The organism is Microvirga pakistanensis (assembly GCF_004458765.1).
GTDB lineage: Bacteria > Pseudomonadota > Alphaproteobacteria > Rhizobiales > Beijerinckiaceae > Microvirga > Microvirga pakistanensis.
The window spans coordinates 1-24,051 of record NZ_SPJX01000464.1; the positions used below are offsets into that span (position 1 = coordinate 1).

The following is a 24,051-nucleotide window of genomic DNA, read 5'->3' on the forward strand; positions in this document are numbered from 1 at the left end:
ATGGAAGTGGAGCTGATCGCTCCGATCGCCATGGAGGAGAAGCTGCGCTTCGCCATCCGTGAAGGCGGTCGCACCGTCGGGGCCGGCGTCGTCGCCGCCGTGATGGACTAACAAGAGAGGATCAAAGGACAGCGGCCGGGTCTCGGTCCGGCCGCTTCCCTTGTTGAATGGATAAGCCATGAACGGTCAAAACATTCGTATTCGCCTTAAGGCGTTCGACCACCGGATCCTCGACGCTTCGACACGGGAAATCGTGTCGACCGCGAAGCGGACCGGCGCCCAGGTGCGCGGGCCCATCCCGCTCCCGACGCGCATCGAGCGCTTTACGGTGCTTCGCTCGCCGCACATCGACAAGAAGTCGCGCGAGCAGTTCGAGATGCGCACTCATAAGCGTGTTCTCGATATCGTGGACCCCACCCCGCAGACGGTTGATGCTCTGATGAAGCTCGATCTCGCTGCTGGTGTGGACGTGGAAATCAAGCTCTGAGCCGTTGGGCTTGGAGCTTTCGGTAGACACGCCGAGAGGATACGCACATGCGCTCAGGCGTCATTGCACAGAAAGTCGGGATGACCCGCATCTTCACGGATGCCGGCGAACATGTCCCGGTCACGGTTCTAAAGGTCGACAACTGCCAGGTCGTCGCCCACCGGACCAAGGAAAAGAACGGCTACACCGCGCTGCAGGTCGGCGTCGGCAAGGCCAAGGTGAAGAACGTTTCGAAGGCCGAGCGCGGGCGTTTCGCCGTCGCTCAGGTCGAGCCGAAGCGCAAGCTCGCGGAGTTCCGCGTTTCCGAGGATGCTGTCATCCCGGTTGGCGCCGAGATCACCGCCGATCACTTCGTTGCTGGTCAGTTCGTGGACGTCACGGGCATCACGACCGGTAAGGGCTTCGCGGGCGGTATGAAGCGCTGGAACTTCGGCGGTCTGCGCGCCTCGCACGGCGTGTCGATCTCCCACCGCTCGATCGGTTCGACCGGTGGCCGCCAGGATCCGGGCAAGACGTTCAAGAACAAGAAGATGCCAGGTCACCTGGGTGTCGAGCGCGTCACCACGCAGAACCTGCGTGTCGTTTCGACCGACGTCGAGCGCGGTCTGATCCTCGTCGAAGGCGCCGTTCCCGGCGTTGCCGGCGGCTGGATCTTCGTGCGCGACGCGGTGAAGCGGAAGCTGCCGAAGGAAGTGCCGATGCCCGGCGCGTTCCGTTCGGCCAACGATGCCGCACCGGCCGCCCAGGCTGAACAGGCCCAAGAGGAGAATGCGTGATGAAGCTCGATATCACCACGCTTGAGGGCAACACGTCCGGTTCGGTCGAGCTGAACGAGGCCATTTTCGGTCTCGAGCCGCGCGCCGATCTTCTGGCCCGCTGCGTGCGCTGGCAGCTCGCGAAGCGCCGGGCCGGCACGCACGCCGTCAAGAATCGTTCGGACATCGACCGGACGACAAAGAAGGTCTACAAGCAGAAGGGCACCGGCAGCGCCCGTCACGGCGCCGCGAGCGCTCCCCAGTTCCGGGGCGGCGGTCGTGCCTTCGGCCCGCAGGTCCGCAGCCATGCCCACGACCTGCCCAAGAAGGTCCGCGCGCTCGCTCTGAGGCATGCGCTCTCGTCCAAGGCCAAGGACGCCTCGCTCGTCGTTCTCGACGACGTGACGCTCTCCGAGCCCAAGACGAAGGCTCTCGTAGAGCGCTTCGGCAAGCTCGGCCTCGGCAACGCTCTCATCATCGGGGGCGCCGAGATCGAGGCGAACTTCCAGCGGGCTGCTCGCAACATCCCGAATATCGACGTCCTGCCGGTGCAGGGCATCAACGTCTATGACATCCTGCGTCGCGAGAAGCTCGTTCTCACGAAGGCAGCTGTCGATGCGCTGGAGGCGCGCTTCAAATGAGCCTGGACCCGCGCCATTACGATGTGATCGTAAGCCCGGTCATCACCGAGAAGGCGACCGCTCTGTCCGAACAGAACAAGGTCGTGTTCAAGGTGCGCCCGGATGCAACGAAGCCGCAGATCAAGGAAGCGGTGGAGAAGCTGTTCGATGTCAAGGTGAAGAGCGTCAACACGCTCGTCACCAAGGGCAAAGTGAAGATGTTCCGCGGCACCCGCGGCCAGCGGTCGGACGTGAAGAAGGCGGTTGTGACCCTCGAAGAGGGCCAGACCATCGACGTCACGACGGGCCTCTGATCGGTTGAGAGAGTGATCCGATGGCTTTGAAAACCTTCAAACCAATCACCCCCGGCCTGCGCCAGCTGGTGATCGTCGACCGCAGCGAGCTCTACAAGGGCAAGCCGGTCAAGAAGCTGACGGAGGGCAAGACCTCCTCCGGCGGCCGTAACAACCTGGGTCGCGTGACCGTCCGCTTCCGTGGCGGTGGTCACAAGCGCACCCTGCGCCTGGTCGACTTCAAGCGTCGCGGCCGCATGGGCGATGTGGCGACTGTGGAGCGGATCGAGTACGATCCGAACCGCACCGCCTTCATCGCGCTCATCCGCTACGCCGACGGCGAGCTCTCCTACATCCTGGCCCCGCAGCGTCTGGCTGTCGGCGATCAGGTGTCGGCGGGCGAGCAGGTCGACATCAAGCCCGGCAACGCGATGCCGATCGGCAATATGCCGGTGGGAACGATCATCCACAACGTGGAGCTGAAGATCGGCAAGGGTGGCGCTCTGGCGCGCTCCGCCGGCACCTACGCTCAGATTGTGGGTCGTGACCAGGGCTACGTGACCGTTCGCCTGAACTCCGGCGAGCAGCGCATCGTCCATGGCCAGTGCTTCGCGAGCATCGGCGCGGTGTCGAACCCGGACCACATGAACACCTCGGTGGGCAAGGCCGGTCGCAACCGCTGGCTGGGCAAGCGTCCGCACAATCGCGGCGTCGCGATGAACCCGATCGACCACCCGCACGGTGGTGGTGAAGGCCGTACCTCCGGTGGCCGCCATCCGGTGTCGCCGTGGGGCATTCCCACCAAGGGCAAGAAAACCCGTTCGAACAAGCGGACCGACAAGTTCATCGTGTCGAGCCGCCACGCTCGGAAGAAGTAAGGATAGAGGCACGTCATGGCACGTTCGCTTTGGAAGGGCCCGTTCGTCGACGGCTACCTCCTCAAGAAGGCCGAGGCTGCCCGTTCTTCGGGCCGCAACGAGGTCATCAAGATCTGGAGCCGCCGCTCCACGATCCTCCCGCAATTCGTGGGCCTCACGTTCGGGGTCTACAATGGTCAGAAGCACATTCCCGTTCTCGTGAGCGAGGAAATGGTGGGTCACAAGTTCGGCGAGTTCTCGCCGACCCGCACTTTCCACGGCCACGCGGCGGACAAGAAGGCGAAGAGGAAGTAAGATGGGTAAGGCCGCGACTCCTCGCGCATTGAGCGATAACGAGGCTCAAGCCGTCGCTCGCATGCTGCGCGTCAGCCCCCAGAAGCTCAATCTTGTTGCGGCCCTCATCCGCGGCAAGAAGGTTTCTGCGGCTCTCGCCGACCTCGAGTTCTCCCGCAAGCGCATCGCTCGCGACGTGAAGAAGTGCCTCGAGAGCGCCATCGCGAACGCCGAGAACAACCACAATCTCGATGTGGACGATCTCGTCGTCAGCCAGGCCTATGTCGGCAAGGCGCTCGTCATGAAGCGCTTCCACGCCCGGGCCCGTGGCCGGGGTGCTCGTATCGAAAAGCCGTTCTCGAACCTCACGATCGTGGTTCGGGAAGTCGCCGAACAGGCATAAAGGAGAACCAGATGGGTCAGAAAGTTAACCCGATCGGTCTTCGGCTCGGCATCAACCGGACCTGGGACTCGCGCTGGTTCGCCGGCAAGGGCGAGTACGCCAAGCTGATGCACGAGGATATGGCGATCCGCGAAGCTCTCATGAAGCAGCTGAAGCAGGCCGCCGTCTCGAAGATCGTGATCGAGCGTCCACACAAGAAGTGCCGCGTCACCATCCACTCGGGCCGTCCGGGCGTGGTGATCGGCAAGAAGGGCGCGGACATCGAGAAGCTCCGCAAGATCGTGTCCAAGATGACGGACGCGGACGTGGCGATCAACATCGTCGAAGTCCGTAAGCCGGAAGTCGACGCCACCCTGGTGGCGGATTCGATTGCGCAGCAGCTGGAGCGCCGCGTCGCTTTCCGCCGCGCCATGAAGCGGGCCGTTCAATCGGCCATGCGTCTGGGCGCCGAAGGCATCCGCATCAACTGCTCGGGCCGTTTGGGTGGCGCGGAGATCGCCCGCCTGGAATGGTACCGCGAGGGCCGCGTTCCGCTTCATACCCTGCGCGCGGATGTCGATTACGGCGTGTCCACGGCGTTTACGACCTATGGCACCTGCGGCATCAAGGTCTGGATCTTCAAGGGCGAAATCCTTGAGCACGATCCGATGGCCCAGGACAAGCGGATGAACGAGGAAGGAGGCCGCTCTGGTGGCCGCCGCGAGCAGGCGGCGTAACGGAGAGGTCAGGAGAGGTTTGCCATGTTGCAACCGAAGAAAACCAAGTTCCGTAAGCAGTTCAAGGGCCGCATTTCCGGCACTGCGAAGGGCGGTACGGACCTCAACTTCGGCCAGTTCGGCCTGAAGGCGATGGAACCGGAGCGTATCAACGCTCGTCAGATCGAAGCGGCCCGCCGCGCCATCACCCGCGCCATGAAGCGCGCGGGCCGGGTGTGGATCCGCATCTTCCCGGACGTGCCGGTTTCGTCCAAGCCGACGGAAGTCCGAATGGGTTCCGGTAAGGGTTCGCCCGAGTTCTGGGCGGCCAAGGTGAAGCCCGGCCGTATCATGTTCGAGATCGACGGCGTGTCCGAGGAGATCGCTCGCGAGGCGCTCCGTCTCGGCGCTGCCAAGCTCCCGATCAAGACGCGCTTCATCCAGCGTATCGCCGAGTAAGGAGAGGGGATCATGAAGTCCAAGGAAAGATTCTCGAACCTCAAGGCAATGTCCGCTGACCAGCTGTCGGACGAGCTGCTCAACCTCAAGAAGGAGCAGTTCAACCTCCGCTTCCAGCGCGCCACGGGCCAGCTCGAGAACACCGGACGCGTCCGTGAAGTCCGCCGGGACATCGCCCGCGTCAAGACGCTGCAGCGCCAGAAGGCCGTTGCGGCTAAGGCTTAAGAGGAAATCAAGATGCCGAAGCGCGTTTTGCAGGGCGTCGTTGTCAGCGACAAGCAGGACAAGACGGTCGTCGTGAAGGTGGAGCGTCGTTTCACGCACCCGGTTCTGAAGAAGACCGTGCGTAAGACGAAGAACTACCACGCTCACGACGAGAACAACACTGCCAAGGTGGGCGACACGGTCTTCATCGAAGAGACCAAGCCGTTCTCCAAACTCAAGACCTGGGTGCTCGTCGACCAAGCGAAGGCGTAAAAAGTCTTCTTTTGGGGTTGTCTTACGAGGGCGGCTCGTGTATACGGCCGCCTTTCTCGACATATGAAGGGCAGGGGACATCAGATCCCCGTCAGGCGTAGTCCGGGGGGCAATCGTGCCTTGACCCGGAAACCTGTCTGAAACAAAGGAAAGGATCAAAGCCATGATCCAGATGCAGACGAATCTTGACGTCGCCGATAACTCCGGCGCCCGTCGCGTGATGTGCATCAAGGTTCTCGGCGGTTCGAAGCGTAAATACGCTTCCGTGGGCGATATCATCGTCGTATCCGTGAAAGAGGCTATCCCGCGCGGCCGCGTGAAGAAGGGCGACGTCATGAAGGCGGTCGTCGTGCGCACCGCCAAGGACATCCGCCGCGCTGACGGCTCGGTCATCCGTTTCGACCGCAATGCCGCCGTTCTGATCAACAATCAGAAGGAGCCGGTCGGCACCCGTATCTTCGGCCCGGTTCCGCGTGAACTGCGTGCGAAGAACCACATGAAGATCATTTCGCTTGCGCCGGAGGTGCTCTAATGGCCGCGAAGATCAAGAAGGGCGACAAGGTCGTCGTCCTGACCGGTCGCGACAAGGGCAAGACCGGTGAAGTCGTGCAGGTGCTCCCGAAGGAAGAGCGCGCGGTCGTCCGCGGCGTCAACCTGGTGAAGCGCCACCAGCGCCAGACCGCGACCCAGGAGAGCGGGATCATCTCGAAAGAGGCCTCGATCCACCTGTCGAACCTGGCCTATGCGGACCCGAAGGACGGCAAGCCGACCCGGGTTGGTTTCAAAGTTCTCGAAGACGGCCGCAAGGTTCGCTTCGCCAAGCGTTCGGGAGACCTGATCGATGGCTAAGGCTCAGGTGGACGGCTACACGCCGCGGCTCAAGAAGCACTACGAGGAAGTGGTGCGTCCGAAGCTGATTGAAGAATTCGGCTACAAGAACCCCATGGAAGTTCCGCAGATCGACAAGATCGTGCTGAACATGGGCGTTGGCGAGTCGACCGCTGACTCCAAGAAGGCGTCGGTCGCCGCTGCCGATCTCGCGCTCATCGCCGGCCAGAAGCCGGTGATCACGAAGGCCCGCAAGGCGATCTCGCAGTTCAAGGTCCGCGAGGGCATGCCGATCGGCGCTAAGGTTACGCTCCGCAAGGTGCGTATGTACGAGTTCCTCGATCGTCTCGTCACCATCGCGCTTCCCCGCGTCCGCGACTTCCGGGGCCTGAACCCCAAGTCGTTCGACGGCCGCGGCAACTACGCGATGGGCATCAAGGAGCACCTGGTGTTCCCTGAGATCAACTACGACAAGGTTGAGCAGGTGTGGGGCATGGACGTCATCATCACGACGACGGCCAAGACCGACGACGAAGCCCGTGCTCTGCTGCGTCACTTCAACTTCCCGTTCCGGCAGTGAGGATAGCTGTCCTCAGACGCGGACACTGGAGATAAGATAATGGCTAAGAAAAGCGCTATTGAGAAGAACAAGCATCGTCGTCAGCTGGTGAAGAAGTTCGCCGGCCGTCGCGAGCGCCTGCTGGCGGTCGCCAACGACGAGTCGAAGTCCATGGAGGAGCGCTTCGAGGCGCGCCTCAAGCTGGCTGAGCTGCCGCGCAACGCGAGCCCGACCCGCATCCGCAACCGCTGCGAGATCACGGGTCGTCCGCGCGCTTACTACCGCAAGCTCGGCATGTCGCGCATCGCCCTGCGCGAACTCGGCAACAAAGGCCTGATCCCGGGCCTCGTGAAGTCCAGCTGGTAAGAGGGAGAGCATCATATGATCAACGATCCGTTGGGCGATATGCTCACCCGTATCCGCAACGCGCAGATGCGCCGTCGCGGAGTCGTTACCACCCCTGGCTCGAAGCTCCGTGCTCGCGTTCTCGAGGTTCTCAAGAGCGAGGGCTACATCCGCGACTATTCGCAGACGGAGTTCGGCAACGGCCGGACCGAGTTCTCGATCGAGCTGAAGTACTATGACGGTCAGCCGGTGATCCGCTCCATCGAGCGCGTCTCCAAGCCGGGCCGCCGCGTGTATGCTTCCGTCGACACCATGCCTCGCGTGGCCGACGGTCTCGGCATCACCATTCTCTCGACGCCCCAGGGCGTGATGGCCGACCATGAGGCCCGTGAGAAGAACGTGGGCGGCGAAGTGCTCTGCAAGGTCTTCTAAGGCCTAATGCAACAGCACAGAACCACGGAGATTCCAGAATGTCACGAGTAGGCAAGAAGCCGGTTCCGGTTCCGTCGGGTGTGACGGCGACCGTTGACGGTCAGATGGTAAAGATGAAGGGTTCGAAGGGCGAGCTGTCGTTCCTCGTTCCCGAGGAAGTGTCGGTTGCTCTTGAGGACGGCGCCGTGACGGTGACCCCGCGCGACGAGTCCAAGGACGCCCGCGCCAAGTGGGGCCTGTCCCGCGCCCAGGTTGCCAACCTGGTCCAGGGCGTGTCGAGCGGCTTCGAGAAGCGCCTCGAGATCAACGGCGTCGGCTACAAGGCTGCCGTTGCCGGCAAGGTGCTGAAGCTGTCGCTCGGCTATAGCCACGACATCGACTACGAGATCCCGGCCGGCATCACGATCACGACGCCCAAGCCGACGGAAGTCATCGTCGCCGGCATCGACAAGCAGAAGGTCGGCCAGACCGCCGCCGAGATCCGCGAATATCGTGGTCCGGAGCCCTACAAGGGCAAGGGCGTCAAGTATGCCGGCGAGTTCATCTTCCGCAAGGAAGGCAAGAAGAAGTAAGGACGACGTACCATGGCTGAGAAGAAAGGCGCCGAAGATCGCCGCAAGGCTCGTGTGCGCCGTGCGATCAAGAAGGCTGCGAATGGCCGCCCGCGTTTGTCGGTGTTCCGTTCGTCCAAGCAGATCTATGCCCAGGTCATCGATGACGAGCGCGGCGTGACCGTGGCTTCGGCTTCGACGATCGAGAAGGATCTGCGCGGCAAGCTCAAGACCGGCGCCACCGTCGATGCGGCGAAGGAAGTGGGCAAGCTCGTTGCGGAGCGCGCGGCTCAGGCCGGCGTGAAGCAGGTGATCTTCGACCGTTCGGGATACCTCTATCACGGCCGCGTCAAGGCTCTCGCCGACGCGGCCCGCGAAGGCGGTCTCGAGTTCTGATCGATCGAAAACTCATGAGCGGGGCGGGGAGTGGTTTACCTCCCGTCCCGGTCGTGCTTTACGGCGGGTATCGTATAACAACCCCTAGCGAGCGGGCCCGCCGCCCGCGCAAGTGAGAGGTCTCATGGCAAGAGAACCAAGAGAACGTGCTGATCGCGAAGAGCGCGACAGCGAATTCGTGGATCGCCTGGTCCACATCAACCGCGTCGCGAAGGTCGTGAAGGGTGGTCGTCGCTTCGGCTTCGCCGCTCTCGTGGTCGTCGGCGACCAGAAAGGTCGCGTCGGCTTCGGCCACGGCAAGGCCCGCGAGGTTCCGGAGGCGATCCGCAAGGCGACCGACGCCGCGAAGCGCTCCATGATTCGCGTGTCGCTGCGCGAGGGCCGCACCCTGCACCACGACGTGAACGGCCGCCACGGTGCCGGCAAGGTCGTGCTGCGCGCTGCTCCCCAGGGTACCGGCATCATCGCCGGCGGCCCGATGCGCGCCGTCTTCGAGGCGGTCGGCATGCAGGACGTGGTGTCCAAGTCGCTCGGCTCGTCGAACCCCTACAACCTCGTTCGCGCGACGTTCGACGCGCTCAAGAACGAGGACAGCCCGCGCGCCGTGGCTGCCCGTCGCGGCCTGAAGGTCTCGACGCTGCAGGCTCGCCGCCGCGATGCCGATGCCAGCGCCGATGCTGGCGCTGACGCGTAAGGGAGGCTTCGACAATGGCACAGAAGCCTACAGCAACCATCACCGTTGAGCAGATCGGCTCGCCGATCCGCCGCGAGGCCAAGCAGCGCCAGACGCTGATCGGCCTCAAGCTCAACAAGCTTCATCGCACCTCGACCTTGGAAGACACGCCGTCCGTTCGCGGCATGATCGAGAAGGTCAAGCACCTCGTGCGCGTTGTCGACGGGCAGTGAGGAGAGCGGTCATGAAACTCAACGAAATTCGTGACAACGAAGGTTCCACCAAGAACCGCATGCGCGTGGGCCGTGGTATCGGCTCGGGCAAGGGCAAGACCGGTGGCCGCGGCGTGAAGGGTCAGAAGGCCCGTACCGGCGTGGCGATCAAGGGCTTCGAAGGCGGTCAGATGCCTCTGCACCGTCGTCTGCCGAAGCGCGGCTTCAACAAGCCGAACGCCATCGAGCTGAACGAGGTCAATGTCGGCCGCATTCAGCAGGCCGTCGAGGCCGGCAAGCTCGACGCGGCCACTCCGGTGACCGTCGAGTCGCTCGTCGCGGCGGGCGTGGTCTCCAAGGCGCGCGACGGCGTGAAGATCCTCGGCGTCGGCGAGCTGAAGGCCAAGCTGTCCTTCCAGGTCCACGGCGCGTCCAAGTCGGCCGTCGAGGCGATCGAGAAGGCGGGCGGATCGGTGACCCTCCTGGGCGCCGTTGCACAGGCGTGAGCCTGAGCCCACATTAGTCTAGATCCAAGCGGCGGCCCGCGTCTGATCGCGCGGCCGCCGTTTGTGTGATGTGAGTTATGGAAGTTTCAGTTTGACTGCGCTTCGCGAAGGCGCGATCAAGCTCCTGCCTTTACAAGTTTTCGCATGGTCCGTGCGGAGCCCGCTCCGGTTCGACGTCGATCATGCCTCGGTATTTCGGGGACGAAAAATGGCTTCAGCAGCCGAGCAACTCGCCGCAAACATCAATTTCGGCTCGATCGCCAAGGCCGAGGAACTGAAGAAGCGCATTTGGTTCACCCTGGGTGCGCTCATCGTCTATCGCCTCGGCACCTACATTCCGCTGCCCGGCATCAATCCGGAAGCCCTCGCTCAGAGCTTCCAGAACGCCAGCGGCGGCGTGCTGGGCCTCTTCAACATGTTCTCGGGCGGCGCCGTGGAGCGCATGGCGATCTTCGCCCTGAACATCATGCCGTACATCTCGGCGTCGATCATCATCCAGCTGCTCACCTCCGTTCTGCCGTCCCTCGAGGCGCTCAAGAAGGAAGGGGAGTCCGGCCGCAAGATCCTGAACCAGTACACCCGCTACCTGACGGTGTTCCTGGCCGTGTTCCAGTCCTGGGGCATCGCGGTCGGGCTCCAGAGCTCCGGGAACATCGTGCTGGTGCCGGGTCCCTTCTTCCTGATCTCGACGGTGATCACGCTCACGGGCGGTACCATGTTCCTCATGTGGCTCGGCGAGCAGATCACGTCGCGCGGCATCGGTAACGGAACGTCCCTGATCATCTTCGCCGGTATCGTGGCCAACCTGCCGAGCGCGATCGCCGGTACGCTCGAGCTCGGCCGCCAGGGCGCGATCTCCACAGGGCTGATCCTCGGCGTCATCGTGATGGCGATCGGCATCATCTATTTCGTGGTGTTCATGGAGCGCGCCCAGCGCCGCCTGCTGATCAACTATCCAAAGCGTCAAGTCGGCAACCGCATGTACGAGGGGCAGACCTCGTTCCTGCCGCTCAAGCTGAACACCTCGGGCGTGATTCCGCCGATCTTCGCCTCGTCCCTGCTTCTGCTCCCGGCGACCATCGCGAGCTTTCAGAGCAGCACGGACGGCACCGGCTTCATCGCCACGCTGACAGCCTATCTGGGCCACGGACGGCCGGCCTACATGTTCCTCTATGCCGCTCTCATTGTGTTTTTCGCCTTCTTCTACACGGCGATCGTGTTCAATCCCACGGAGACGGCGGACAACCTCAAGAAGCAGGGCGGTTTCATTCCCGGCATCCGTCCCGGTGAACGGACGGCGGACTTCATCGATCAGGTGTTGACGCGCATCACCGTTCTCGGCGCAGCGTACCTCGTCGTCATCTGCCTGATTCCCGAGATTCTGGTGTCCTACGCCGCACTGCCATTCTACTTTGGCGGCACTTCGCTTCTGATTGTTGTGTCTGTTACCATGGACACGGTCGCTCAGGTGCACGGGCATCTGCTGGCCCACCAGTACGAGGGGCTCGTCAAGAAGGCGAAGCTCAAGGGTGCACGGCGGCGGTAAGAGTCGAGGTTCCCCGCGCGGCAAGGCGGGGGCCGTTCAAGGTGAGGGGAACGTCTATGAGGATCATCCTGCTGGGGCCGCCTGGGGCCGGTAAAGGGACCCAGGCCGTGCGTCTGGTCGAGCGCTTAGGGATTCCCCAGCTTTCGACCGGCGATATGCTCCGGGCAGCGGTGGCTGCCGGCACGCCGGTGGGCCTCAGGGCCAAGGCCGTCATGGATCGCGGCGAGCTGGTCTCCGACGAGGTCGTGGTGGGGATCATCGCCGACCGCGTCGAGGAGGCCGACGCCAAGAAGGGGTTCATCCTCGACGGCTTCCCCCGGACGGTGGCCCAGGCTGAGGCCTTCGACGCCATGCTGGCCGAGAAGGGCCTCAAGCTCGACGCGGTGATCGAGTTCAAGGTCAACGAGGACGAACTCGTCGACCGGATCGTGAAGCGCGCGAGGGAAACCGAGGCCCGCGGCGAGCAGGTCCGCAAGGACGACAACCCCGAAGTCTTCAAGACCCGCCTCGAGGCCTACCGGGCCCAGACGGCGCCCCTGTCGTCCTACTACCAGGGCAGGGGCATGCTGAAGACGGTCGACGGCATGAAGCCCATCGACGACGTAACCCACGCTGTCAAGGAAATCCTCGGCCGCTGATCGATAGGGGCTTGACGAGCGGGGTGAAACCCGCTAGGGGCATGCCTCTTGCACAAGAACCTGCATATCCGGAGGGTTTCGTGAGAAACCTCTCTGGATTGCTGTGTTCGCAATAAGCCCGCGCAGGGGCCGGCCTCCACCGGACGCGCGATAAACATCAACGAAGCTCAGGCTTCATTACATGGAGACGGACGATGGCCCGTATTGCAGGCGTCAACATCCCGACCGGCAAGCGCGTTGTGATCGCGCTTCAGTACATCCACGGCATTGGGCCCAAGAAGGCCCAGGAGATCATCGAGAAGGTCAACATCCCGGCCGAGCGCCGCGTGAACCAGCTGACCGACGCCGAGGTTCTGGCCATCCGCGAAACCATCGACCGCGACTACATCGTGGAAGGTGACCTTCGCCGCGAAGTGTCCATGAACATCAAGCGCCTGATGGATCTCGCCGCTTACCGTGGCCTGCGTCACCGCCGCAGCCTGCCGGTTCGCGGTCAGCGCACCCACACGAACGCCCGCACCCGCAAGGGCAAGGCGAAGCCGATCGCCGGCAAGAAGAAGTAATGTTCTGCGGCCACCCGCCTGGGTGGCCCTCTCTCCCGAGCGCCTGGAATCACGGGCGCGTTTGAAGGATCTTTGGAATGGCTAAAGAAGCGACCCGCGTCCGCCGCCGCGAACGCAAGAACATCGTCTCCGGCGTGGCGCATGTGAACGCCTCGTTCAACAACACCATGGTCACCATCACGGACGCCCAGGGCAACACGATTTCGTGGTCCTCCGCCGGCGCCATGGGCTTCAAGGGCTCGCGCAAGTCGACCCCGTACGCCGCGCAGGTTGCGGCCGAGGACGCCGCCCGCAAGGCCGCCGAGCACGGCATGCGCACCCTCGAGGTCGAGGTGTCCGGTCCCGGCTCCGGCCGCGAGTCGGCGCTGCGCGCCCTTCAGTCGGCCGGTTTCACCGTCACGTCGATCCGTGACGTGACGCCGATCCCGCACAATGGCTGCCGCCCGCGCAAGCGTCGCCGCGTCTAATCAAGATCATCCGGCGCGTGGGCCCCGCCCACGCGCGTTTCGGTTTAAAGGGCTGGCCCGATGCCTCCCTTCAAGCCGTACCTTCAAGAGGTGTGGTTGTGATCCAAAAGAACTGGCAAGAGCTGATTAAGCCCAACAAGCTCGAAGTCGCTCCCGGTGACGATCCGAAGCGTATCGCGACGGTCGTGGCCGAGCCGCTCGAGCGTGGCTTCGGCACGACGCTCGGCAACTCGCTGCGTCGCGTTCTCCTGTCGTCGCTCCAGGGCGCGGCCGTGACGTCGATCCATATCGACGGCGTGCTGCACGAGTTCTCGTCGATCCCCGGCGTCCGCGAGGATGTGACGGACATCGTCCTGAACGTGAAGGCCATCGCCATCAAGATGCAGGGCGAGGGTCCGAAGCGCATGACGCTTCGCAAGACCGGTCCCGGCGCCGTGACGGCTGGCGACATCAACACGGTCGGCGACGTGCAGATCCTGAACCCCGAGCTCGTCCTCTGCACCCTCGACGAGGGCGCCGAGATCCGCATGGAGTTCACGGTTGATACCGGCAAGGGCTACGTCCCGTCCGAGCGTAACCGCGCCGAGGATGCGCCGATCGGCCTCATCCCGGTCGATTCGCTGTACAGCCCGGTCAAGAAGGTGTCGTACCGCATCGAGAACACCCGCGAGGGCCAGATTCTCGACTACGACAAGCTCATCATGACGGTCGAGACCAACGGCGCCGTGACGCCCGAGGATGCCGTGGCCTATGCCGCCCGCATCCTGCAGGATCAGCTCCAGGTCTTCGTCAACTTCGAGGAGCCGCGCAAGGAAGAGACGGCCGCAGCCGCGCCGCAGCTTCCGTTCAACCCGGCCCTGCTCAAGAAGGTCGACGAGCTCGAGCTGTCGGTCCGTTCGGCGAACTGCCTGAAGAACGACAACATCGTCTATATCGGCGACCTCATCCAGAAGTCCGAGGCGGAAATGCTCCGCACCCCGAACTTCGGCCGCAAGTCGCTCAACGAGATCAAGGAAGTTCTGGCCGGAATGGGCCTGCACCTCGGCATGGACGTGCCGGGCTGGCCGCCGGAAAACATCGAAGACCTCGCGAAGCGCTTCGAAGAGCACTACTGAGATCCCTGAAGCCGCGCTCCCACCGGAGGGCGGCTTCGGTACTGCCCCGCTCACGGAGCGGTCAATCAAGAGAGACGGTCGACCCTTGGCACGGCGGCCGTAAGATCAAGGAGAGAGCCAATGCGTCACGGATTCCGTGGTCGTCGCTTCAACCGCACGACCGAGCACCGTAAAGCAATGTTCGCCAACATGGCGGCTGCGCTGATCAAGCACGAGCAGATCATCACGACGCTTCCCAAGGCGAAGGACCTCCGTCCGGTCGTCGAGAAGCTGATCACCCTCGGCAAGCGCGGCGACCTGCACGCCCGCCGCCAGGCCATGTCGAAGCTGCGCGACGAGGCCATGGTGAAGAAGCTGTTCGACGTCCTGGGCGCCCGCTATCAGGACCGCAACGGCGGCTACACCCGCGTTCTGAAGGCCGGCTTCCGCTACGGCGACAACGCCCCGATGGCCGTGATCGAGTTCGTGGACCGCGACGTCGATGCGCGCGGCCAGGATTCGGGCCCGACCCAGAAGGAAGAAATCGTCGAGGCTGCCGAGTAACTGCTCGGCTTCAGCCAATCCATCAGGGGCGGTCCTTCGGGCCGCCCTTTTTGTTTGTGGGGCAGGGCAGCTTGAGGGGCTGCGGAACTTGGTGTTTCCATGCAGGCGTTCTATCGGTGATCGCCGCAGTTGAAGGGATTCTCCGCCATGCGCTTTTCTCCGTTCCGCCTCTCCACGATCGTACTCGCCCTGGTGCTGGGGTCGGGAGTCCTCGTGTCCGGGAGGGCAGCCGCTCAAACGCAGCGGGTCGTGCCGGAGAGCAAGGCCCAGGTGCAGCTCTCCTTCGCGCCCATCGTCCGCCAGACGACCGGCGCGGTGGTCAACGTCTATGCGAGCCGCAGCGACCGCCGGCAGAACCAGTCGATGGAGGAGTTCTTCCGCCGCTTCTTCGGTGACGATGTCCCCGGCGTGCCGCGCGGACGGTCGCAGAGTTCGCTGGGGTCCGGCGTCATCGTCGACCCATCGGGCCTCGTGATCACCAACAACCACGTCATCGAGAACATGAACGAGGTGAAGGTGGCGCTCGCCGACAGGCGCGAGTTCGAGGCGGAGATCCTGCTGCGCGATTCCCGCACGGATATCGCGGTGCTCAAGCTCAAGGGGGCTTCGAACCTCCAGGCGGTCGAGATCGGCGATTCGGAAGCCCTGCAGGTCGGCGACATCGTGCTCGCCATCGGCAATCCCTTCGGCGTGGGCCAGACCGTGACGCAGGGCATCGTCTCAGCCCTGGCCCGGACGCAGGTCGGGATCTCGGACTACCAGTTCTTCATCCAGACCGACGCGGCCATCAATCCCGGCAATTCCGGCGGCGCGCTCATCAACATGAGCGGGCAGCTCATCGGCATCAATACGGCGATCTATTCCCGCTCCGGCGGCAGCATCGGCATCGGCTTCGCCATTCCGTCCAGCATGGTGCGGGTCGTCCTCAACTCGGCCAAGGGCGGCGCGCGCAACGTGGTGCGTCCGTGGCTCGGAGCCCGGCTGCAGCCGGTGGACGGGGACATCGCCACCGGTCTCGGCCTCGAGCGTCCGACCGGCGTTCTCGTCACATCCGTCTACGACAAAGGCCCGGCCGCCGAAGCAGGCCTGAAGCGCGGCGACGTGATCCTCCAGGTCGACGGCCAACCGGTCGAGAACCCGGATTCATTCGGCTACCGGTTCACCCTGAAGGGCACGCAGGGGCAGACGCCGCTGACGGTGCTGCGCGACGGCAAGCAGTCCACGCTCCAGGTCAAGCTGATGCCTCCGCCCGAAACCCCGCCGCGCGCTCCGGTGCGCGGGCGGGCCCGCACCCCGTTCGCGGGCGCCACCCTGGTCAACATCTCGCCCGCGGTGGCCGACGAGCTGCAGATCCAGGTCGCCGACGAGGGTGTCGTGATCGCCGAGCTCGAAGAGCGCAGCGTTGCCGCCAGCGTGGGCTTCGAGAAGGGAGACCTGATCGTCGCCATCAACGGTGATCGGCTCGCCTCCACCAAGGACGCCGAGCGCCTGATCGACCGGGCAGGCGGCTACTGGGAGATCACGATCAATCGCGGCGGCCGCGTCTTCACGACGGTTCTCGGCCGATGAGCCGCTGGACCACCTCGAACGCGCTTTCCCCGAAGGAGATCGAGACGGCCTATCGCTGGATCTCCACGGAAAGCTACTGGTCGAAAGGCCTGCCGCGGGATGTCTTCGAGCGCTCGGTAGCGAATTCCCTGTGCTTCGCCCTTCGCGACGCCGCCGGCAGCCTGCGCGGCTTTGCCCGCGTGGTGACGGACAAGGCCACCTTCGCCTATCTCTGCGACGTCTTCGTGTGCGCCGGCACGCGGGGGCAGGGGGGCGGGAAGGCCCTGATCGGCGCAATCATGGCGCATCCCGAGCTTCAGAATCTGCGCCGGTGGATGCTGGCGACCCAGGATGCGCACGGGCTCTATGCCCCCTTCGGCTTCGGGCCACTGGAAAACCCGGAAAGGCTGATGGCGCGGCTGGACCCGGACGTCTATGCGCGCCTAAGCTCTCAACCGTCATGAGCGACCTGTTTTCATCCGCCGGTCTCGACCAGAACGCACCCAGGCCCCTGGCCGACCGGATGCGGCCCCGCAAGCTGTCCGAGGTGGTCGGGCAGGATCATCTCGTCGGACCCGACGGGATCCTGACCCGGCTCATCGCTTCGAAGTCCCTCGGCTCGCTGATCTTCTGGGGCCCTCCCGGAACCGGCAAGACTACGGTCGCGCGGCTGCTGGCGCACGAAACCGACCTGCATTTCGACCAGATCTCGGCGATCTTCTCCGGCGTGGCCGACTTGAAGAAGGTGTTCGAGGCCGCCCGGCAGCGCCGTCTGCTCGGCAAGGGCACGCTGCTCTTCGTGGATGAGATCCACCGCTTCAACCGCGCCCAGCTCGATGCCTTCCTGCCCGTGATGGAGGACGGCACCATCACCCTGGTGGGCGCCACCACCGAGAACCCGTCCTTCGAGCTGAACGCGGCTCTGCTCTCGCGCGCCCGCGTGCTGCTGTTCAAGTCCCTGGACGAGGAGGCGATCGGCAGGATCCTCGCCCGGGCCGAGACGATCACCGGCAAGAGCCTGCCCCTCGACGAGGAGGCGAGGGCCTCCCTCGTGCGCATGGCCGACGGCGACGGGCGCGCCGTGCTGACGCTCGCCGAGGAGGTCTGGCGTTCGGCGAAGCCCGACGAGGTCTTCGACGCGGCCCAGCTGCAGGAGATCATCCAGCGCCGCGCGCCGATCTACGACAAGGGCCAGGAGGGGCACTACAATCTCATCTCCGCCCTGCACAAGACCGTCCGCGGCTCGGACCCCGACGCGGCGCTCTACTACCTCGCCCGCATGCTCGATGCCGGCGAGGACCGTCTCTTCATCGCCCGCCGCCTCGTGCGCATGGCGGTGGAGGATATCGGGCTCGCCGATCCGCAGGCGCTGGTGATCGCGAACGCGGCCAAGGACGCCTTCGATTTCCTGGGCTCTCCCGAGGGCGAGCTCGCCCTGGCGCAGGCCGCCGTCTATCTCGCCACCGCGCCGAAATCGAACGCGCTCTACACCGCCTACAAAGGCGCCATGGCGGTGGCCAAGGAGCATGGCTCCCTCATGCCGCCGCGCACCATCCTGAACGCGCCGACCAAGCTCATGAAAAAGATCGGCTACGGCGAGAACTACCGCTACGATCACGACGAGCCGGACGCGTTCTCGGGCCAGGATTACTGGCCGGAAAAGCTGGGGCGCCAGCACTTCTACGAACCCGTGGACCGGGGCTTCGAGCGCGAGGTGAAGAAGCGGCTCGACTGGTGGGAGCGGCTGCGCCGGGAGCGGCGCGGGGAAGCCGGGCAGGACTAATCGATGCGCTCCTATCTTCTCGTCTTCCTCGGTGCGGGCATCGGCGGCGCTCTCCGGCATGGGGTGAATGTCGCCTGCGCCCGCATGTGCGGAACAGCTTTTCCGTGGGGCACGCTGACGGTGAACGTGGTGGGCTCCCTCTTGATGGGCGCCATTGCGGGCTGGCTGGCCTTCAAGGCGGGCGAGGGGTGGAGTCAGCCGCTGCGCCTGTTCCTCACCACGGGGATCCTTGGCGGCTTCACCACGTTCTCGGCCTTTTCCCTCGATGCGGCGCTGCTCTGGGAGCGCGGCGAGGCCGGGCTCGCGCTCGGCTACGTGGCGGCTTCCGTGATCCTGTCAATCGCGAGCCTCGCGGCCGGCCTCGCGTTCGTGCGGACGCTTGCGGCGTAAGAGCTCGATTGCCGCCCGTGCGGCACTCTGGTACCCACGATTCCATGAGAAAAAGCAGTTCAGGTCAGAATAACGGCGGCCGCGGCGGCCGTGCGGGGTCCCGGCAGGGATTTCGCTCCCGCGAGGACAAGCCCGCGCATGCCGGGCGCCCTCCGAAGAAGAGCCCTGCGAAGGCGGCCAGCAAGGCGCCCCGACCGGCAGCGGCCGCCCGCGGCGACAAGCCTGCGGCTCGGACCCAGGCGCGACCCGCCGCGGAGGCTCCCCGCCAGCCGACCCGCGCCCAGGCCAAGGCCGCCGCGCAGGACGTTCTGGCGACCGGCGTGCAGACCCTCGTGGTCGAGCCCGACGAGGCCGACATGCGCGTCGACCGCTTCCTGGTCGCCCGGTTCCCGCAACTCGCCTTCACCCACATCCAGCGCATCGTCCGCAAGGGCGAATTGCGGGTCGACGGCAAGCGGGCGCAGCCGAACGAGCGGCTGAGCGCGGGTCAGAAGGTGCGCATTCCGCCGCTCAAGCTGGACCAGCCCCGGCCCGTGTCGCGCAGCGCCGCCAAGGACCAGGACGACCGGGATTTCCTGAAATCCGTCACGCTCTACGAGGACAAGGACGTTCTCATCATCAACAAGCCCATGGGGCTGGCGGTACAGGGCGGCTCGGGCACCACGCGCCACGTGGACGGCCTGCTCGAATGCATGCGCGACGCGGAGGGCCAGAAGCCGCGCCTCGTGCATCGTCTCGACAAGGACACGGCGGGCTGTCTCGTCATCGCCAAGACGCGCTTTGCCGCGTCCACCATGGCGAAGTCCTTCCGCTCCCGCACCACGCGCAAGATCTACTGGGCGCTCGTGGCCGGCGTGCCGCGCGTGCGCCAGGGCCGCGTCTCGACCTATCTCGCCAAGGAGGGCGAGGAGGGCGATGCCCGCATGAAGGTGGCCCGCCACGGCGACGAGGGCGCAAGCCACGCGCTGACCTATTACGCCGTCATCGACACGGCGGCGCAGAAGCTCGCCTGGCTGTCCCTGAAGCCGGTGACCGGACGCACGCACCAGCTGCGCGCGCACACGGCCCATATCGGCCATCCCATCGTGGGCGACCCGAAGTATTTCGACATCGAGAACTGGGAGCTGCCGGGCGGCATCCAGAACAAGCTCCACCTTCTGGCGCGGCGGATCGTGATCGCGCATCCGAGAACCGGAAAGCCCATCGACGTCACGGCGCCGCTGCCGCCGCACATGCAGCAGAGCTTCAACCTGCTCGGCTTCGACACGAGCCAGTACGATCCCATCGTCGAGGCTCCTGAGGAGTAGTCCGGCCTTTCCTTTTTCGACGCCCGTCTTGTCGCACTTTTGCCGTGGGCCAAGCGCACCATTCCTTGTCCCGGCTCATCCCAGCGGATGGCCGGGATATTGGCAAGGAGGGGATCGATGGAACACAAAGATCTCGACTATCTCCGTAGCGTAGCCGACGTTCAGCCGAAGCCTCTCACCCGTCGGGAGCGGCTCGATCGGTGGATCAGCCTCCTCGAGCGCGATCCGGCGCGGCGTCTGAACTCCCTGGGTGAAATCGAGTACAAGCCGCCGGCGGAGCGCGCCCTGGTGCGGGAGGACAATTCCCCGCTGACGATCGCCTATGAGGACCCGATCCTGCGGGCTGACGGGCTTGCGAGCGACAGGCTTGGCGATGCCATGCGGTATTTCGGGCTCTCCGACGGGCAGGCGCATTACGCTCTATGCTCGTGCCTGAGCGGGCACATGGCGGAATCCGGCGCATTCGCCCGCCGTCTGCGCAACTCGACGGGAGACGTGGCCTGGCAGCAGGCCATCGGAGCCTGGGCGCTTGCGGGGCTGGCGATGGGCCTGCCGGCTCTCGTCTACCTGCTGAGCTGAGCGCCGGGGCGGCCATGCTCTCCCGGCCGGGGCGCCGACAGGCATCCCCGGCCGGGGCCGTTTGACTGCGCTCACGAGTTCGGCGATGAAGGGTGGAACCTGTCGCCGAAGGCCCGTCATCCATGCTTCGAGTCCAGCCCGTCACCCTTTCGACCGACCGGCTCGTGCTGCGCCCGTTGAGCCTTGCGGACGTGGCGCACTTGGGCGAGGCCGCCAGCGACGGGGCGCTGTGGGAGAAGAAGACCACCACGGTCCCGAGGCCGGAAGGTTTCGCCGACTACGTCCGGAAGGCCCTCGAACTTCAGGCCGCGGGCCTCGCGCTGCCCTTCGCCACGGTGGTGCGGGACGGCGACCGGATCGTGGGCTCGACGCGCTACATGAACATCGACGCGGCCAATCACAGGGTCGAGATCGGGACGACCTGGATCGCCAAGTCCTGGCAGCGCACCTTCGTGAACACGCACGCCAAGTTCCTCATGCTCCGCCATGCCTTCGAGGAACTGGGCTGCAACGCGGTGGAGATCCGGACCCATTCGCAGAACGATCAGTCCCGCGCCGCCATCGAACGGTTGGGCGCCAGGCTCGACGGAATCCTGCGCCGCCACATGATCATGCCCGATGGTCATATCCGCGACACGGCCGTCTACAGCATCGTCGCGGAGGAATGGCCCGAGGTGAAGGCGCGCCTGGAGCGGCGCTTGACGGGCTAAAGCATCGGACCCGAAAGTGGACTTGCGCTATTGGGATCAATCCGATGCTTTCTCTCATTGAGACAAGAGCATCGTTGGGCGCGGCCCTCTGGGTCCGCACGATGCTTTAGTCCTTCGGCAGGAAGCCGTGCTCGCGCAGCCGGCGGATCGAGCGGGCCGCGTTCCGGTGATGGATGAAGATCCCGCCGGCCTCCTCCCAGAGAGGGCGGTACTTGTCCCGGTCGTCCACGAGGGCATCGCCGGGTCTGCAATGCTCCCGCTTCAGGGCCGCCGTGGTGGTGATGACCTCGACGCCCGGAAAGTGCCTTTCCGCCCAGCGCCGCTTCTGCGGCTCGGCCCAGTTGCCGCGGGGCAGTCCGGTGAGGATCACCGGATTGAGATGGCGAACCGCCTCGAACAGCTCCATGGCATCGGGCAGCAGATCGAGCGTGTTGAAGAAGTCCTTCGTTCCGGCGAGTTCCGCCCAGAACCGCTTGAGGCCGTATCGGCGCTCGAACTCTCCGGGAGCCATGCCGAAAACCCTGGCCGCTCCCTGGTCGAAATCCGCGAGAACGCCGTCGCAATCGAGAAAGACCGTGGGCATGCAGGGCAACCTCCTGCCTGACCGAACCATGAGGCATGCCGGTTGTTCCCCCGCGCGTCCGGGCCTTCCCGAACATGCCGCAGGGGGAACGCGGGATGGGACGTCACGTTGTCCCCGAAGAAGGGAACGTCAGGAGTCGATGCATGGGCGATGCCGTTCGCGACAACGCAGCCGGTCACCGTTTCGAGCTCGAGCGCAGCGGACACCTCGCTTTCGCGAACTACGAGCGCCGCGGCTCCTCGCTGGTGATCCGGCACGTCGAGGCGGCGCTCCCCCTGCGTGGCACGGGAGCTGCCGGCGAGCTGATGCGAGGCGTCGCGGAGATCGCGCGCGCCGAGGGGAGAACGATCACGCCCCTGTGCGGCTACGCCTACGCGTGGCTGCGCCGGCACAAGGAATACCGGGACCTGATGGGCTGACGCCCGGCCCCCAGCCCTCGGCTCCCTTGGCCGAGGGTGTGCCTTTTCGCCGTACTGCGGACTGCGTCAAAATGGACTACAGGTCGAACTTCACGAACAAGAAATGAAGTTCGACAGGGGGCGTCCGTGTCTGGTGTGATCGAGAAGGCAAGAAGGATCTTGCGCAGGAAAAGTGTTGCCATCGCGGCTGCCGTTATCGCCCTGGCAGTCGTCGCCGCCGCCGTCTCCGTGCCCTTCCTGTTCTCCGAGAAAGTCAACGAGATCGCCTATTCGGAATTCTCCCGCGAACTGGCCGCCGGCAAGGTCGGCAAGGTCCAGGTGCAGGAGGGCGGGCTTTCGGTCTGGGTCGAGGACCGCAAGGCTTTCGTGCGCCTGCCGAGCTCGCATCTGAGCGCCCAGACCGTCGACCGGGCGACCGCCGCCGGCGCCCAGGTCGTCTTCCAGCCGTCCGGCATCGACGCCGCCCATGTGGCGAGCTTCGTGATCTCCCTCATCATGGTGGCGGCGGTGCTGGCTCTCGTCGCCGTCCAGGTCGATTTCAAGCCGACATCCCGCTGGCCGCGTGCGGTCAAGGCCGTTCCGGACCGGTTCGACGACGTGGCGGGCCAGGAGGAGGCCAAGGCCGAGTTGCAGGAGGTCATCGCCTTCCTGAGCGACGCCCAGGCGTTCGAGAAGGTGGGGGCGCGCATCCCGAAGGGCGTGCTGATGGTCGGCCCGCCCGGTACGGGCAAGACGCTCATCGCCAAGGCTCTCGCCGGCGAGGCGGGGGTGTCCTTCATGGCCGTGTCGGGCAGCGACTTCTCGGCGCCCTTGATCGGCATCGCCAAGAGCCGGGTGTCCAAGCTCTTCGAGCAGGCCCGCCGGCGGGCTCCCTGCCTGGTCTTCATCGACGAGATCGATGCCATCGGCCGCAAGCGCGGCGGCGGCGGGTCGGCGGCGGATCGCGAGTTCGAGTCGACGCTGAATCAGCTCCTCGTGGAGATGGACGGCTTCAACACCACCTCCGGCGTGATCGTGATCGGCGCGACCAACCGGGTCGATGTGCTCGATCCCGCGCTGCTGCGTCCCGGCCGCTTCGACCGGCAGGTCCATATCGGTCTGCCGGACATCACGGGCCGCGAGGCCATCCTCGCCGTCCATGCCCGCAACGTGCGGCTGGCGGCCGGCGTGGACCTCGCCTCCATCGCGCGCGGAACCCCCGGGTTCTCAGGCGCCGATCTGAGCAATCTTCTCAACGAGGCGGCGATCTTCGCCGCCCGCGAAGGCGTGACCGAGATCGGCCGCGATCACCTGGAGGCCGCCCGCAACAAGATCATCATGGGTCTGGAGCGCCGCTCGCTCGTGATCAGTCCCGAGGAGCGCAGGCTCGTCGCCGTCCATGAGGCGGGACACGCCCTCTGCGCCTGCCTGACTCCCGGGTCCGACAAGGTTCACAGCGCCACCATCATTCCGCACGGCCAGGCGCTCGGGCTGGTCATGCGCCTGCCGGAGAACGACCGATACTGCATCCCGGTGGAGAAGCTCGAGGCCGACCTGATCGTCGCCATGGGCGGACGCGCGGCCGAGGAAGTGGTCTTCGGGCCCCGGAAGGTGACGACGGGCGCCGCCAGCGACATCGCGCATGCGACCAACATCGCGACCCGCATGGTGACGGAATGGGGCATGAGCCCGACCATCGGCATGGTGAGGGTAGCCCGCTCGGGCGAGAGCTTCCCGCGCGAGGTTGAGCAGGAAATCCGCCGCATCGTCGAAAAGATGTACGCGGCCGCGAAGGCCTGCATCGAGGACAATCGCGAGGCGCTCGACGCTCTCGTCGATGCGCTCCTGGAGCACGAGACCATCGAGGGCGACGAGGTTCGCCGCATCGTGTCCCCGAGCAGGCGGCGGCTCGCCGCCTGATGTGAGGCGCTAGAGCGTGCAGCATTTGCGTGGAATCGGGAGAGCTGATTCCATAGGGTTGATTGTGATCGGCCGGGAGGCATCCCATGCCAGCTCCTCTGTCCCGAGACTTGCGTGAG

38 protein-coding genes are annotated in these 24,051 nt (G+C 65.0%); 37 read left to right on the forward strand and 1 reads right to left on the reverse strand.

Annotation, left to right across the window (positions count from 1 at the left end; genetic code table 11):
* The 35 genes from E4K09_RS20110 to E4K09_RS20280 all read left to right on the forward strand — a co-directional run.
* A partial coding sequence (locus E4K09_RS20110; RefSeq protein WP_134498939.1) for an EF-Tu C-terminal domain-related protein occupies nucleotides 1-111 on the forward strand: 111 nt, incomplete at its 5' end.
* 67 nt (nucleotides 112-178) lie between these two features.
* Nucleotides 179-487 (forward strand): 30S ribosomal protein S10, encoded by a 309-nt coding sequence (rpsJ, locus tag E4K09_RS20115; protein WP_009764298.1) that lies wholly within the window; start codon nucleotides 179-181, stop codon nucleotides 485-487.
* Between the two features lie 47 nt (nucleotides 488-534).
* The gene (gene rplC, locus E4K09_RS20120) at nucleotides 535-1,263 is read left to right on the forward strand and encodes a 50S ribosomal protein L3 (RefSeq protein WP_134499495.1); all 729 of its coding nucleotides are present in this window, start codon (nucleotides 535-537) and stop codon (nucleotides 1,261-1,263) included.
* Nucleotides 1,263-1,883, forward strand: a complete 621-nt coding sequence (rplD, locus tag E4K09_RS20125) for a 50S ribosomal protein L4 (protein ID WP_134499496.1) — start codon at nucleotides 1,263-1,265, stop codon at nucleotides 1,881-1,883. The genes rplC and rplD overlap by 1 nt, the downstream gene beginning before the upstream one ends.
* On the forward strand, nucleotides 1,880-2,176 hold the full coding sequence (locus tag E4K09_RS20130) for a 50S ribosomal protein L23 (protein WP_134499497.1): 297 nt from the start codon (nucleotides 1,880-1,882) through the stop codon (nucleotides 2,174-2,176). Before rplD ends, E4K09_RS20130 begins: the two co-directional genes overlap by 4 nt.
* 20 nt (nucleotides 2,177-2,196) lie before the next feature.
* Nucleotides 2,197-3,033, forward strand: coding sequence for a 50S ribosomal protein L2 (gene rplB, locus E4K09_RS20135; protein WP_134499498.1), 837 nt, complete (start codon nucleotides 2,197-2,199; stop codon nucleotides 3,031-3,033).
* Between the two features lie 15 nt (nucleotides 3,034-3,048).
* Complete coding sequence (gene rpsS, locus E4K09_RS20140) at nucleotides 3,049-3,327, forward strand: 30S ribosomal protein S19 (protein WP_047186987.1); 279 nt, start codon at nucleotides 3,049-3,051, stop codon at nucleotides 3,325-3,327.
* Nucleotide 3,328: 1 nt separating this feature from the next.
* Nucleotides 3,329-3,709 carry a 50S ribosomal protein L22 gene (rplV, locus tag E4K09_RS20145; protein ID WP_047186986.1) on the forward strand — a complete coding sequence of 127 codons (381 nt, stop codon included), beginning with the start codon at nucleotides 3,329-3,331 and terminating at the stop codon, nucleotides 3,707-3,709.
* Nucleotides 3,710-3,720: 11 nt separating this feature from the next.
* On the forward strand, nucleotides 3,721-4,425 hold the full coding sequence (gene rpsC / locus E4K09_RS20150; protein WP_134499499.1) for a 30S ribosomal protein S3: 705 nt from the start codon (nucleotides 3,721-3,723) through the stop codon (nucleotides 4,423-4,425).
* Nucleotides 4,426-4,449: 24 nt separating this feature from the next.
* Nucleotides 4,450-4,863: a 50S ribosomal protein L16 gene (gene rplP, locus E4K09_RS20155; RefSeq protein ID WP_134499500.1), complete on the forward strand. Its 414-nt coding sequence runs from the start codon at nucleotides 4,450-4,452 to the stop codon at nucleotides 4,861-4,863.
* Nucleotides 4,864-4,875: 12 nt separating this feature from the next.
* On the forward strand, nucleotides 4,876-5,088 hold the full coding sequence (rpmC, locus tag E4K09_RS20160) for a 50S ribosomal protein L29 (protein ID WP_047186983.1): 213 nt from the start codon (nucleotides 4,876-4,878) through the stop codon (nucleotides 5,086-5,088).
* A 12-nt stretch (nucleotides 5,089-5,100) separates the two neighbouring features.
* A complete protein-coding gene (gene rpsQ, locus E4K09_RS20165) occupies nucleotides 5,101-5,340 on the forward strand; it encodes a 30S ribosomal protein S17 (protein ID WP_116529224.1) in 240 nt (79 codons plus the stop codon).
* Between the two features lie 163 nt (nucleotides 5,341-5,503).
* Nucleotides 5,504-5,872: a 50S ribosomal protein L14 gene (gene rplN, locus E4K09_RS20170; protein ID WP_009764309.1), complete on the forward strand. Its 369-nt coding sequence runs from the start codon at nucleotides 5,504-5,506 to the stop codon at nucleotides 5,870-5,872.
* Nucleotides 5,872-6,189 carry a 50S ribosomal protein L24 gene (rplX, locus tag E4K09_RS20175; RefSeq protein ID WP_134499501.1) on the forward strand — a complete coding sequence of 106 codons (318 nt, stop codon included), beginning with the start codon at nucleotides 5,872-5,874 and terminating at the stop codon, nucleotides 6,187-6,189. The genes rplN and rplX overlap by 1 nt, the downstream gene beginning before the upstream one ends.
* Nucleotides 6,182-6,748: a 50S ribosomal protein L5 gene (rplE, locus tag E4K09_RS20180; RefSeq protein WP_134499502.1), complete on the forward strand. Its 567-nt coding sequence runs from the start codon at nucleotides 6,182-6,184 to the stop codon at nucleotides 6,746-6,748. Before rplX ends, rplE begins: the two co-directional genes overlap by 8 nt.
* Before the next feature lie 39 nt (nucleotides 6,749-6,787).
* Nucleotides 6,788-7,093 carry a 30S ribosomal protein S14 gene (gene rpsN / locus E4K09_RS20185; protein WP_116529227.1) on the forward strand — a complete coding sequence of 102 codons (306 nt, stop codon included), beginning with the start codon at nucleotides 6,788-6,790 and terminating at the stop codon, nucleotides 7,091-7,093.
* Between the two features lie 15 nt (nucleotides 7,094-7,108).
* The gene (gene rpsH / locus E4K09_RS20190) at nucleotides 7,109-7,504 is read left to right on the forward strand and encodes a 30S ribosomal protein S8 (protein ID WP_134499503.1); all 396 of its coding nucleotides are present in this window, start codon (nucleotides 7,109-7,111) and stop codon (nucleotides 7,502-7,504) included.
* 38 nt (nucleotides 7,505-7,542) lie between these two features.
* On the forward strand, nucleotides 7,543-8,076 hold the full coding sequence (gene rplF, locus E4K09_RS20195) for a 50S ribosomal protein L6 (RefSeq protein ID WP_134499504.1): 534 nt from the start codon (nucleotides 7,543-7,545) through the stop codon (nucleotides 8,074-8,076).
* A gap of 12 nt (nucleotides 8,077-8,088) precedes the next feature.
* Complete coding sequence (gene rplR, locus E4K09_RS20200) at nucleotides 8,089-8,451, forward strand: 50S ribosomal protein L18 (protein WP_134499505.1); 363 nt, start codon at nucleotides 8,089-8,091, stop codon at nucleotides 8,449-8,451.
* A gap of 124 nt (nucleotides 8,452-8,575) precedes the next feature.
* The gene (gene rpsE, locus E4K09_RS20205) at nucleotides 8,576-9,145 is read left to right on the forward strand and encodes a 30S ribosomal protein S5 (protein ID WP_134499506.1); all 570 of its coding nucleotides are present in this window, start codon (nucleotides 8,576-8,578) and stop codon (nucleotides 9,143-9,145) included.
* Nucleotides 9,146-9,159: 14 nt separating this feature from the next.
* Entirely contained in the window at nucleotides 9,160-9,357 is a 198-nt protein-coding gene (gene rpmD / locus E4K09_RS20210) for a 50S ribosomal protein L30 (RefSeq protein ID WP_134499507.1), read from the forward strand.
* Nucleotides 9,358-9,368: 11 nt separating this feature from the next.
* Entirely contained in the window at nucleotides 9,369-9,842 is a 474-nt protein-coding gene (rplO, locus tag E4K09_RS20215) for a 50S ribosomal protein L15 (RefSeq protein ID WP_134499508.1), read from the forward strand.
* Between the two features lie 208 nt (nucleotides 9,843-10,050).
* A complete protein-coding gene (gene secY, locus E4K09_RS20220; RefSeq protein WP_134499509.1) occupies nucleotides 10,051-11,388 on the forward strand; it encodes a preprotein translocase subunit SecY in 1,338 nt (445 codons plus the stop codon).
* A gap of 56 nt (nucleotides 11,389-11,444) precedes the next feature.
* On the forward strand, nucleotides 11,445-12,026 hold the full coding sequence (locus E4K09_RS20225) for an adenylate kinase (RefSeq protein ID WP_134499510.1): 582 nt from the start codon (nucleotides 11,445-11,447) through the stop codon (nucleotides 12,024-12,026).
* A gap of 194 nt (nucleotides 12,027-12,220) precedes the next feature.
* Nucleotides 12,221-12,589: a 30S ribosomal protein S13 gene (rpsM, locus tag E4K09_RS20230; RefSeq protein ID WP_134499511.1), complete on the forward strand. Its 369-nt coding sequence runs from the start codon at nucleotides 12,221-12,223 to the stop codon at nucleotides 12,587-12,589.
* Nucleotides 12,590-12,666: 77 nt separating this feature from the next.
* Complete coding sequence (gene rpsK, locus E4K09_RS20235; protein ID WP_134499512.1) at nucleotides 12,667-13,056, forward strand: 30S ribosomal protein S11; 390 nt, start codon at nucleotides 12,667-12,669, stop codon at nucleotides 13,054-13,056.
* Nucleotides 13,057-13,148: 92 nt separating this feature from the next.
* The gene (locus E4K09_RS20240; protein WP_193557328.1) at nucleotides 13,149-14,171 is read left to right on the forward strand and encodes a DNA-directed RNA polymerase subunit alpha; all 1,023 of its coding nucleotides are present in this window, start codon (nucleotides 13,149-13,151) and stop codon (nucleotides 14,169-14,171) included.
* Nucleotides 14,172-14,291: 120 nt separating this feature from the next.
* Nucleotides 14,292-14,714, forward strand: a complete 423-nt coding sequence (gene rplQ / locus E4K09_RS20245; RefSeq protein WP_134499514.1) for a 50S ribosomal protein L17 — start codon at nucleotides 14,292-14,294, stop codon at nucleotides 14,712-14,714.
* A 147-nt stretch (nucleotides 14,715-14,861) separates the two neighbouring features.
* Nucleotides 14,862-16,283, forward strand: coding sequence for a Do family serine endopeptidase (locus E4K09_RS20250; RefSeq protein ID WP_134499515.1), 1,422 nt, complete (start codon nucleotides 14,862-14,864; stop codon nucleotides 16,281-16,283).
* The gene (locus tag E4K09_RS20255) at nucleotides 16,280-16,726 is read left to right on the forward strand and encodes a GNAT family N-acetyltransferase (protein WP_134499516.1); all 447 of its coding nucleotides are present in this window, start codon (nucleotides 16,280-16,282) and stop codon (nucleotides 16,724-16,726) included. Before E4K09_RS20250 ends, E4K09_RS20255 begins: the two co-directional genes overlap by 4 nt.
* A complete protein-coding gene (locus E4K09_RS20260) occupies nucleotides 16,723-18,045 on the forward strand; it encodes a replication-associated recombination protein A (RefSeq protein ID WP_134499517.1) in 1,323 nt (440 codons plus the stop codon). Before E4K09_RS20255 ends, E4K09_RS20260 begins: the two co-directional genes overlap by 4 nt.
* A gap of 3 nt (nucleotides 18,046-18,048) precedes the next feature.
* The gene (gene crcB / locus E4K09_RS20265) at nucleotides 18,049-18,435 is read left to right on the forward strand and encodes a fluoride efflux transporter CrcB (RefSeq protein WP_134499518.1); all 387 of its coding nucleotides are present in this window, start codon (nucleotides 18,049-18,051) and stop codon (nucleotides 18,433-18,435) included.
* A gap of 44 nt (nucleotides 18,436-18,479) precedes the next feature.
* Nucleotides 18,480-19,742 (forward strand): RluA family pseudouridine synthase, encoded by a 1,263-nt coding sequence (locus E4K09_RS20270; protein WP_193557329.1) that lies wholly within the window; start codon nucleotides 18,480-18,482, stop codon nucleotides 19,740-19,742.
* A 117-nt stretch (nucleotides 19,743-19,859) separates the two neighbouring features.
* On the forward strand, nucleotides 19,860-20,321 hold the full coding sequence (locus E4K09_RS20275; protein ID WP_134499519.1) for a hypothetical protein: 462 nt from the start codon (nucleotides 19,860-19,862) through the stop codon (nucleotides 20,319-20,321).
* 122 nt (nucleotides 20,322-20,443) lie between these two features.
* Nucleotides 20,444-21,031 carry a GNAT family N-acetyltransferase gene (locus E4K09_RS20280; RefSeq protein WP_134499520.1) on the forward strand — a complete coding sequence of 196 codons (588 nt, stop codon included), beginning with the start codon at nucleotides 20,444-20,446 and terminating at the stop codon, nucleotides 21,029-21,031.
* A 106-nt stretch (nucleotides 21,032-21,137) separates the two neighbouring features.
* Here E4K09_RS20280 and E4K09_RS20285 read toward each other — a convergent pair whose 3' ends face one another.
* Nucleotides 21,138-21,614: an HAD family hydrolase gene (locus tag E4K09_RS20285; protein WP_134499521.1), complete on the reverse strand. Its 477-nt coding sequence runs from the start codon at nucleotides 21,612-21,614 to the stop codon at nucleotides 21,138-21,140.
* A gap of 143 nt (nucleotides 21,615-21,757) precedes the next feature.
* On the opposite strand from E4K09_RS20285, the gene E4K09_RS20290 reads away from it, so the two are divergent.
* Entirely contained in the window at nucleotides 21,758-22,033 is a 276-nt protein-coding gene (locus E4K09_RS20290; protein ID WP_134499522.1) for a GNAT family N-acetyltransferase, read from the forward strand.
* Nucleotides 22,034-22,192: 159 nt separating this feature from the next.
* Nucleotides 22,193-23,932, forward strand: coding sequence for an ATP-dependent zinc metalloprotease FtsH (gene ftsH, locus E4K09_RS20295; RefSeq protein ID WP_244610609.1), 1,740 nt, complete (start codon nucleotides 22,193-22,195; stop codon nucleotides 23,930-23,932).
* Nucleotides 23,933-24,051 lie beyond the last annotated feature (119 nt).